This window comes from Brevundimonas sp., from assembly GCF_004210735.1.
Lineage (GTDB): Bacteria > Pseudomonadota > Alphaproteobacteria > Caulobacterales > Caulobacteraceae > Brevundimonas.
Map to the genome: position 1 here is coordinate 1 of NZ_SDZL01000079.1, position 8,572 is coordinate 8,572.

The 8,572-nt window shown below is 68.7% G+C and carries 9 protein-coding genes and 1 pseudogene; 4 read left to right on the plus strand and 6 right to left on the minus strand.

The window, feature by feature from the left end:
• Positions 1-115 precede the first annotated feature (115 nt).
• From EON91_RS13055 to EON91_RS13065, 3 genes are all read right to left on the minus strand, one after another.
• Complete coding sequence (locus EON91_RS13055; protein WP_292095543.1) at positions 116-529, minus strand: flagellar export protein FliJ; 414 nt, start codon at positions 527-529, stop codon at positions 116-118.
• A 34-nt stretch (positions 530-563) separates the two neighbouring features.
• Entirely contained in the window at positions 564-1,907 is a 1,344-nt protein-coding gene (gene fliI, locus EON91_RS13060; RefSeq protein WP_292095545.1) for a flagellar protein export ATPase FliI, read from the minus strand.
• A 216-nt stretch (positions 1,908-2,123) separates the two neighbouring features.
• On the minus strand, positions 2,124-3,029 hold the full coding sequence (locus tag EON91_RS13065) for a DMT family transporter (protein WP_292095547.1): 906 nt from the start codon (positions 3,027-3,029) through the stop codon (positions 2,124-2,126).
• Between the two features lie 84 nt (positions 3,030-3,113).
• Between EON91_RS13065 and EON91_RS13070 the strand changes: the two genes are divergently transcribed.
• Complete coding sequence (locus tag EON91_RS13070; protein ID WP_292095550.1) at positions 3,114-3,599, plus strand: Lrp/AsnC family transcriptional regulator; 486 nt, start codon at positions 3,114-3,116, stop codon at positions 3,597-3,599.
• Here EON91_RS13070 and EON91_RS13075 read toward each other — a convergent pair.
• Positions 3,596-3,886 (minus strand): DUF1905 domain-containing protein, encoded by a 291-nt coding sequence (locus tag EON91_RS13075; RefSeq protein ID WP_292095552.1) that lies wholly within the window; start codon positions 3,884-3,886, stop codon positions 3,596-3,598. The two genes, EON91_RS13070 and EON91_RS13075, sit on opposite strands and share 4 nt — an antisense overlap.
• Positions 3,887-4,020: 134 nt before the next feature.
• Between EON91_RS13075 and cysK the strand changes: the two genes are divergently transcribed.
• From cysK to EON91_RS13090, 3 genes are all read left to right on the plus strand, one after another.
• On the plus strand, positions 4,021-5,013 hold the full coding sequence (gene cysK / locus EON91_RS13080; RefSeq protein ID WP_292095554.1) for a cysteine synthase A: 993 nt from the start codon (positions 4,021-4,023) through the stop codon (positions 5,011-5,013).
• A gap of 72 nt (positions 5,014-5,085) precedes the next feature.
• Positions 5,086-6,294 carry a DUF2336 domain-containing protein gene (locus EON91_RS13085; protein WP_292095557.1) on the plus strand — a complete coding sequence of 403 codons (1,209 nt, stop codon included), beginning with the start codon at positions 5,086-5,088 and terminating at the stop codon, positions 6,292-6,294.
• A 156-nt stretch (positions 6,295-6,450) separates the two neighbouring features.
• Positions 6,451-6,879, plus strand: a complete 429-nt coding sequence (locus tag EON91_RS13090) for a MucR family transcriptional regulator (protein ID WP_292095560.1) — start codon at positions 6,451-6,453, stop codon at positions 6,877-6,879.
• A 70-nt stretch (positions 6,880-6,949) separates the two neighbouring features.
• On the opposite strand, the gene EON91_RS13095 is transcribed toward EON91_RS13090, so the two are convergent.
• Positions 6,950-8,071: a DUF2336 domain-containing protein gene (locus EON91_RS13095; protein WP_292095558.1), complete on the minus strand. Its 1,122-nt coding sequence runs from the start codon at positions 8,069-8,071 to the stop codon at positions 6,950-6,952.
• A pseudogene (locus EON91_RS13100) lies at positions 8,068-8,572 on the minus strand (hypothetical protein); the annotation flags it as partial. The pseudogene EON91_RS13100 and the gene EON91_RS13095, both read right to left, overlap by 4 nt.

Consider the following 8,572-nt stretch of genomic DNA (forward strand, 5'->3'; position numbering starts at 1 on the left):
GGCCCGCAGGCGGCCAGGCAAATCAGCCGCAGCGTTCGGTATCGCCTCGCCCTCCCCACCCGGTCGCTTCGCGACCACCCTCCCCGGTACGGGGAGGGAGAGGTTGTGCGTGGTCTTACCCCGCCGCACGGCGGCGCAAGCCCAGTTCGTCGAAGGCGGCGGTTTCGCGCTTGGCGGCGGCGGCCAGTTTGGACAGGCGGGTGGCCTCGGCCACATGCTCGAACTTCTTCAGCTCCTCGAAGGCGCCGACCAGGGCGTCGCGGGCGCCGCCTTCCTCGCCTTCCAGCACGGTGACGTCGGCCTCGGCGGCGGCCTTCTTCATCTTCCAGCCGGCGGCGTAGGCGGCCAGCAGCGACCGGGCGTCGGTGTCGGACCGGGCGCGCTGAACCTCGACCTCGAACTCGGCCTCAAGCACGGCGACGCGCATTTCGGCCGACGCCTTGCGCGCCGTGATCTCGGCCAGACGCTTCTGCAGCGTCTCGACCTCATAGTTGGAGATTCGGATCAGCGATTGAGCCCAGGCGGTCATTCAGACGTCTCCGGAGGAACGGATCAGGCGATGCTCACTCATGGATCATGCCCTGATTCAGTATTTGTTCGAGTTGGGTAAAGGAATCGGCAAGACGGGTGGCGTCGTCCTTGTCCTGACCGAGGAAGGCTTCCAGCGCGGGGTTCAGAGCGATGGCCCGGTCGACGATGGGGTCCGCGCCCGTCCGGTAAGCGCCGATGCGGATCAGCTCTTCCATGTTGGCGTAGGCCGACAGACACTGGCGGGCGCGGCGGTTCAGCTCGCGCTCCGGCGGGGTCTGGCAGCCGGGCAGGGTCCGGCTGACCGACTTCAGCACGTCGATGGCTGGGAAGCGGCCGCGTTCGGCGATCTTGCGGTCCATGACGATGTGGCCGTCCAGAATACCGCGCACGGCGTCGGCGATCGGCTCGTCATGGTCGCCGCCGTCCACCAGCACGGTGAACAGGGCGGTGATGGGCCCGGCCGTGGTGCCGTCCGGCCGTGTCGGCCCCGGCCCGGCCCGCTCCAGCAGTTTCGGCAGTTCGGTGAAGACAGTGGGGGTATAGCCCTTGGTCGTCGGCGGCTCGCCCGCGGCCAGGCCGATCTCGCGCTGGGCCATGGCGAAACGGGTGACGCTGTCCATCAGGCACAGCACCTCCAGATCCTGATCGCGCAGGAACTCGGCGATGGCCATGGTCATGTATGCGGCCTGGCGCCGCTTCAGCGCGGGCTCGTCACTGGTGGCGACCACGACGATAGCGCGTTTCAGCCCCTCTTCGCCCAGCGTCTCCTCGATGAACTCCCGCACCTCCCGGCCCCGTTCGCCGATCAGCCCGACCACGACCACGTCGCAGGTCGCCTGACGCGCCAGCATCGACAGCAGCACCGACTTGCCGACGCCCGAACCGGCGAAGATGCCCAGGCGCTGGCCCCGGCAGGTGGTGGTGAAGACATCCATGGAGCGGACGCCCAGGTCCAGCCGCTCGCCCACCCGGCCGCGCGAATGGGCGGGCGGCGGCGGCGCGCGCAGGGGATAGGCGGCCGGGCCGGGCGGCAGCGGCCCCTTGCCGTCGATCGGCTCGCCGAAGGCGTCGATGATCCGGCCCAGCCAGGCCGTGGTCGGGCGCACACTGGCGGCGGTGTCGATGATGCGGATGTCGGCGCCGGGGGCCACGCCCTCGACCGGGCCGAACGGCATCAGCAGGGCCTTGGCGTCGCGAAAGCCGACGACCTCGGCCGGCAAGGGCGTCATGTGCCGCCGATCGATCTCGGCCCGGGCGCCGACGGCCAATCGCGACAGGCCGCCGCGCGACTCGATCAGCAGGCCGTTCACGCCCGCGACCTTGCCGGTCACCTCCAGCGGATCGATCGCTTCGACAGCGGCGATGAGATTACGCAAGAACGCCCCCGGAACAGCCGTTAACGGTTTGCGGCATCATGGTTAACGGCGGGTGAAGGATGAAGCCTGTCCTCCCCTGTGAAGCGCAGCGAAACGGGGGAGGGGGACCATCCGAAGGATGGTGGAGGGGGCGACTTCAAGCGTGGCGGCCAGAGCTTGCCCCCTCCACCACTTCGTGGTCCCCCTCCCCCGCTGCGCAGGGGAGGATTGGAGCCTCTACGCCGCCAGCGGCGGTGTCTCTGCGACGGCCTCGCGCGTCGTCAGGATGGCGCCGACCGAGGCGATGACGATGGCGCCGATGGCCAGCCATTGCAGGCCGCTGAGCTGTTCGGACAGCAGGATCAGGCCCGCCACCGCGCCAATGGCCGGCTCGGCCGACAACAGGACGCCGAACGTCCGCTTGGGGATGTGCCGCAGGGCGATCATCTCCAGCGAATAGGGCAGGGCGCTGGAGGCGACGGCCACGGCCAGGCCCACCACCAGCACTGCGGGGGTCAACAGCGCCACGCCGGCGCTGGCCACGCCGAACGGCAGGATGATCAGCGCCGCCGTGCTCATGCCCAGGGCGACCGACTGGCCCGCATGCATGTGCGACAGCCGCTTTCCAAAGACGATGTACAGCGCCCAGAACAGGCCCGCCGCGGCGGCGAACGCCACGCCCACCGGGTCCAGCGACTGCACGCCGCTCCAGATCGGCAGCAGCAGGCCCAGACCCACCACCGCACAGCCGATCCAGACGAAATGGATCAGCCGCCGCGAATGGATCAGCGCCAGGGTCAGCGGCCCGGAGAACTCGATGGCGATGGCCAGGCCCAACGGAATGGTCCGCAGAGCCATGTAGAAGCTGAGGTTCATCAGTCCCAGCACGACGCCGTACAGCAGCACCGCCCGCGCGTTCTCGCGGCCCAGCCGGAACCGCCACGGCCGCCAGATCGCCACCAGGATCAGGGCCGACAGACCGACCCGCAGGGCCGACGTCCCCTGGGCCCCGACGATGGGAAACAGGCTCTTGGCGAACGACGTCCCGACCGCCAGCGACACCATGCCGATCAGCAGGGCGACATAGGGCGCCAGCGCCTGCGCGGCGGGTGATGGCGAACGATGGGGGAGGGTCATCGACATGCCCCGATCATAGCGAGCGCGCGCTTGCGCTTCCCGGCGATTTCAGCGGCACTGGAGACTGAAATCGTCACCAAGTGAAGTGCAATGACGGAATTCGTCACCTTGGACGCCTTTGACCGCAAGCTGCTGGAGCGGGCGCGACGCAACAATCTGGAGCCGGCGCGCGTCACGGCCGAGGCGGTGGGCCTGTCGGAATCCGCGGTGCTGCGCCGCCTGCGTCGCCTGCGGGCCGAAGGGGTGATCGTGGCCGACGTGGCGGTGATCGACCCGGGCCGGGTCGAGCCGCGCATCATGCTGCACGTGCTGGTCGAGATGAACACCCAGGACCGCAAGGTCATGGAGGCCTTCCAGGCCGCCATGCGCCGCAGCCTCGAGGTCCAGGGCTGCTGGGACGTGACGGGCGAGACCGATTATCTGCTGACCCTGGCCGTGCGCGACATGCCTGAATACGAGGCCTTCTCCATCCGCGAACTGACGCCCGAGGCGGGGGTGCGGACGTTCAAGAGCATGATCGTGATCCGCGAGGTGGTGGCGGTCGATCCGGGGCGGCGCGGGCTGTCTCGCCCCTAGACGGCCATCTCCAGCGTGACGTGCGCGATGTCGCCGGGGGCCAGGCCCTCGGCGCGCCGGACCGCCGCCTTGACCGGTAACAGGAAGCTTCCGCTGGTCTTGTCGGGAAAGACCGAGGTGGACCAGCGCGTCCGGCCGATGGTCACGGCGACCCGCACCATGCCCCATCCGCGCGCGGGTCCGCGCAGCGCCTTCAGCCCGGCCCCGACCTCGACCGGCAGGGTCAGGAAATGCCAGGCGCCGCTGCTGGAATAGAGCCACAGGGGCGCTTCGAATTCATAGATCATGCGCCGTCCGGGCCTCTTGGTCCTTGCTCGCTCGGCATCGGACGCGGCGCGCCGATGGTCAAGATTGATGAGACCAGCTTGCGGTGAGCGCGATCGACCTATCTTTTAGGGAGCTTAAATACGGAGATCTCCCCATGTCCGGTTCCGCCTATGACGCCAGCCGCCACCTGAAAGCCGGGCGCGGCAGGGTCTATGACAGCATCATCGACACCATCGGCGACACGCCGCTGGTGCGCCTGCCCAATCTGACGGCGGAATACGAATCCGACATGGCGCCGGGCGCCACGGTCCTGGCCAAGCTGGAGTTCTTCAACCCGATCGCCTCGGTCAAGGACCGGATCGGCGTGGCCATGATCGAGGCGCTGGAGCAGGCCGGCAAGATCCAGCCGGGCGCCACCCTGATCGAACCGACCAGCGGCAACACCGGCATCGCCCTGGCCTTCGTGGCGGCGTCCAAGGGGTACAAGCTGATCCTGTGCATGCCCGAGAGCATGTCGGTCGAACGCCGCAAGATGCTGGCCCTGCTGGGCGCGCAGCTGGAGCTGACGCCCGCCGAAAAGGGCATGAAGGGCGCCATCGCCCGCGCCCAGGAGCTGCTGGACAGCACCCCCGGCGCAGTGACCCCGTCGCAGTTCGACAACCCCGCCAACCCGATCATCCATGAGGTCACCACAGCCGAGGAGATCTGGAACGACACCGGCGGCGGCGTCGACATCGTCATCGCCGGCGTCGGCACCGGCGGCACCATCACCGGCGTCGGCCACGCGCTGAAGGCGAAGAAGCCGTCGGTCCGGATGATCGCGGTCGAGCCGACGGCCAGCCCGGTCCTGTCGGGCGGCGAGCCGGGCCCGCACAAGATCCAGGGCATCGGCGCGGGCTTCATCCCCGCCAACGTCGATCGCGCGGTGATCGACGGGGTCGAGCAGGTGACCAATGACGACGCCTTCGACATGGCCCGGCGCGTGGCGCGGGTCGAGGGCATACCCGTCGGCATCAGCTCGGGCGCCGCCCTGGTCGCCGCCTTCCGCCGGGCGGCGCTGCCCGAGAATGCGGGCAAGACCATCGTCGCCATCATCCCCAGCTTCGCCGAACGCTATCTGTCGACGGCGCTGTTCGAGGGGCTTTAAGGCGACCATCCCCAATCTTGACGAGCCGTTGCGACACCGGGAGTTAACCACCCGAAGCTAGGCTGGCGTCGCATGTCCGAGCCCGCGCTCAATCCTGATCGACCGCCCGAACACCGGGCGCGCCATGCGCTGCTGAAGCGGCTGGCGGACGTCGTCTCGCTGCCGGCCAGCCGGATCAATACGTTCGAGCGGGCGGTGACCGGCGACCTGCTGGTCGAGATCCTGCGACTGGCCAGCGTGGAGGAGCGGCGTCGTGTCGCCACGCGGCTGGCGCCGTTGTCGGACCTGCCCAGCAATCTGGTGCGGCTGCTGCTGCGCGATGATCCGTCGGTGTCTGCGCCGCTGATCGAACAGTGCGCCGGCCTGACCGACAGCGATCTGGCCGCCTGTGCGCGGGACGCGACCGAGGATCACCGCTTCCTGATGGCCAGCCGCCGGGGCCTGTCCGAGATCGTCACCGAGACGCTGATGAGCTTTGGCGAGATCGGGGTGATCGAGGCGGTGCTGCGCAACACCACGGCGCGCCTGTCGCAGCCGGCGTTGGAGGGGGTGGTCAGCCTGAGCCGCCATCATCCCGGCCTGTGCATCCCCCTGCTGCGCCGCCCCGAACTGCGGCCGTCGGGCGCCTATGTGATGTTCTGGTGGTGCCGGCCGGACGAGCGCCGGACCATCCTGCAGCGCTTCGCCGTGTCGCGCGAGGTGATGCAGGAGGTGGTCGAGGATGTCTTCGCCATGGCCGCCGCCGAGAACTGGAGCGATCCGGTCGCGCGCAAGGCGCTGCAATTCATCGAGCGGCGCCAGCGCAATCGCGCGGCCATCGAAAAGAGCCCCTTCATCGACCTGGAGCAGGCGGTGGCGACGGCGGGGCGCGACGGCCTGTCGCGCGAGGTCGCCTCGGAAATCGCCTATCTGTCGGGGATCAAGCCGCTGACGGGGGCCAAGATCCTGGGCGATCCGGGCGGCGAGGCGGTGGCCATTCTGTGCAAGGCGACGGGCCTGTCGCGCGCCGACCTGACGGCGCTGTGGCGCTCCATGCGTCGGCCCGAAACCGATGCCAGCGGCGCCGTCCACCCGACATGGGAACGGGTTCAGGTGACGTACGAGATGCTGGCGGTCGATCGCGCGCAGACCGTGCTGCGTTACTGGAACTGGTCCCTGTCATCGGCCCTGACGCCGGCCTTGATACAGGCGATCCGCGACGGTGAAGACGAGTCGATGGACGAATACTCAATGCCCGAATGGTCCGCGATGATCGCGCTGGCGGAGAATTTCGGTCGTTAGACTCTCGTGTGGGTATCGTCGCGGTCACAACGCTTGGCGGTATCGTGATATCAGTAGTGAATAACAGCGTTGCCAAGCCCTTGGATTACTCTTAAGAGCGCGACCTAGAACAGTCAGAATATCAATTCCTCCTTGAAACCCACTATGACGGACACGATGGAAGAAAAACCCGAACTGCTTGAAATGACCGCCGATATCGTTTCGGCCTATGTCAGCAACAACACCATCGCGGCCGAGACCCTGCCCTCGCTGATCGCCAACATCCACTCGGCCCTGTCGCAGGTGTCGGGCGGCGTTGTCGAAGCCGAGCCCGAGCCCAAGGAACCGGCGGTTCCGGTGCGCAAGTCGATCACGCCGGACTACCTGATCTGTCTGGAAGACGGTCGCAAGTTCAAGTCGCTGAAGCGTCACCTGCGCACCAAATACAACATGAGCCCCGAGGAATACCGGGCGAAGTGGGGCCTGGCCAAGGACTATCCGATGGTCGCCCCGAACTACGCCAAGGCCCGCTCGGAACTGGCCAAGCAGATGGGCCTGGGCCAGGGCGGCCGCAAACCCGCCCGCACCACCCGCGCCAAGAAATAAGCCCCGGCCAAACGGCTGGATGCAGCGCCCGCTTCCGCAAGGAGGCGGGCGTTTTGCTTTGGCGATGAAGTCAGGCCGCCTGCGCGCCGCGCCGGGCGCGCCAGAAGCGCAGGGTGCGCAGGGCGGCTTCGCGGTTCAGGTCGCCGTACATGCGGGCATAGGCGCGAGCCTTGCCCATGGCGTCGCCGTCCTGGTTCAGCAGCACCATGGCGTAGGTCAGGAACAGGGCGCGATCCAGGTCGGCTGCCTTGCAGACCACGGCCAGGGCGTCCAGCTCGCGCCGCTCGACGATGTCCTGGGCGGTGTGGAAATCGATGTCCGCCAGTTGCGACAGGGCGATCAGGAAGGACGTCCGGCTGCCCGAGCGCAGGAAGCGCGCCAGCACGGTGGGGGTCAACTGGTCCGCCGCGCGCAGTTCCTCGACATAGGCCAGGCATTTGGCGTAGTCGGCCGGCAGGGCGCCGTCATCGGCGGCCAGACGCGCGCGGCCGGCGGCCAGGGCGCTGTCCAGCAAGGCCGGATCCATGCCGGCGTTCTGTTCCAGGATGCGCTGGCGCAGCCGGGCCTCGACGACGAAATACATCTCGTTCAGCAGATCGGGCGGCAGGGTCTTGCGCTCGACCGTGGCGGCGTGAAGGGCGGGATTGACCTTGGCCCGTTCGACCGCCGTTTCAGACGCGGCGCGCGACAGGCGGGCGCCGTCGTTACGCAGCAGGGTTCCCAGGGTCTCGTCGTCGCCGCGTTCCACGATCACGTCGGACACGGCTTCGGACACGTTGGCGCGGCTGGAGACGGCGCGCAGATGGCCCTGGCCGTGGGTGCGCGCGACATTGATCAGATCCGCGTCGGTCAGCACCGGTGAGGCGCGCAGCACCGGCTCGGCGACCTCGAACGTGTCATGGGCCAGGGCGCGGATCAGGGCGGCGGGCGCGTTGGCGGTCTCGGCGAAACGGGTCGCCAGTTCGGCACGGACCGCGACCTCCATCTCGGCCGACAGATCGGCCAGTACGGAGCCGTACAACTGTTGCTCATTGGCGGTGCGCGGGGCCGAGGCGCCGAAGAAATGGTCGGTCAATTCGCGCAGCAGGGCGCGACGCTTCTCGCTGGATTCCTCCTTCGCCAGTTCGATCAGGTCGGGCAGGCGCGAAGTGGGCAAGTCGGCGATCATCTGTTCAGGCGAGACGGCGGTCATGGCAGGTCGCCATCGGTCGTCGGGGTCATGGGCTGCACACGGCCGTCGGCGCCGCGCAGCAGGGTCGGCGGACCGCCGGGCTCGGCCAGATCGCGCGAGGCGGGGGCCTGGGTCAGCTCGACCGGCAGGGCGTCCAGATAGAGCGGCTGCGGCATGGCCACGGCGTCAGGCTGGCGGCCCGCCTGACGATGGACGGAATAATAGCGCGCGGCCTGTCCGGACGGGGCGGTTGCAACACCGGGCGCCTGGGTCAGGGGCTGGGTCACAGTTTGGGCGACGGGCTGGACGGCGGGTGCGGAAGCGCCCTGAGCGCCGGGCGACAGGCGGAAGATCGGGGCGTCGCGGCGCGGGGCCATGGGATCGGCCTCGATCCCCGGCGTGGGGGGCGGCGGCGCCTCGACTATGGGCGAAGGTGCGAGGACCGCCGGTCGCGGCAGATCTGCGGGCGTGGGGGCGTCAACACGGGGCGCGGGGACGGCGGGGCTACAGCCGCCGCCCCCC

Excerpts from the sequence above, each read along its gene's own strand:
- EON91_RS13065 (WP_292095547.1), bottom strand. The coding sequence starts at position 3,029 with ATGTCGATGACCCTCCCCCATCGTTCGCCATCACCCGCCGCGCAGGCG.
- cysK (WP_292095554.1), top strand. The coding sequence starts at position 4,021 with ATGTCCGGTTCCGCCTATGACGCCAGCCGCCACCTGAAAGCCGGGCGC.
- EON91_RS13075 (WP_292095552.1), bottom strand. The coding sequence starts at position 3,886 with ATGATCTATGAATTCGAAGCGCCCCTGTGGCTCTATTCCAGCAGCGGC.
- EON91_RS13070 (WP_292095550.1), top strand. The coding sequence starts at position 3,114 with ATGACGGAATTCGTCACCTTGGACGCCTTTGACCGCAAGCTGCTGGAG.
- EON91_RS13085 (WP_292095557.1), top strand. The coding sequence starts at position 5,086 with ATGTCCGAGCCCGCGCTCAATCCTGATCGACCGCCCGAACACCGGGCG.
- EON91_RS13090 (WP_292095560.1), top strand. The coding sequence starts at position 6,451 with ATGGAAGAAAAACCCGAACTGCTTGAAATGACCGCCGATATCGTTTCG.
- EON91_RS13055 (WP_292095543.1), bottom strand. The coding sequence starts at position 529 with ATGACCGCCTGGGCTCAATCGCTGATCCGAATCTCCAACTATGAGGTC.
- EON91_RS13095 (WP_292095558.1), bottom strand. The coding sequence starts at position 8,071 with ATGACCGCCGTCTCGCCTGAACAGATGATCGCCGACTTGCCCACTTCG.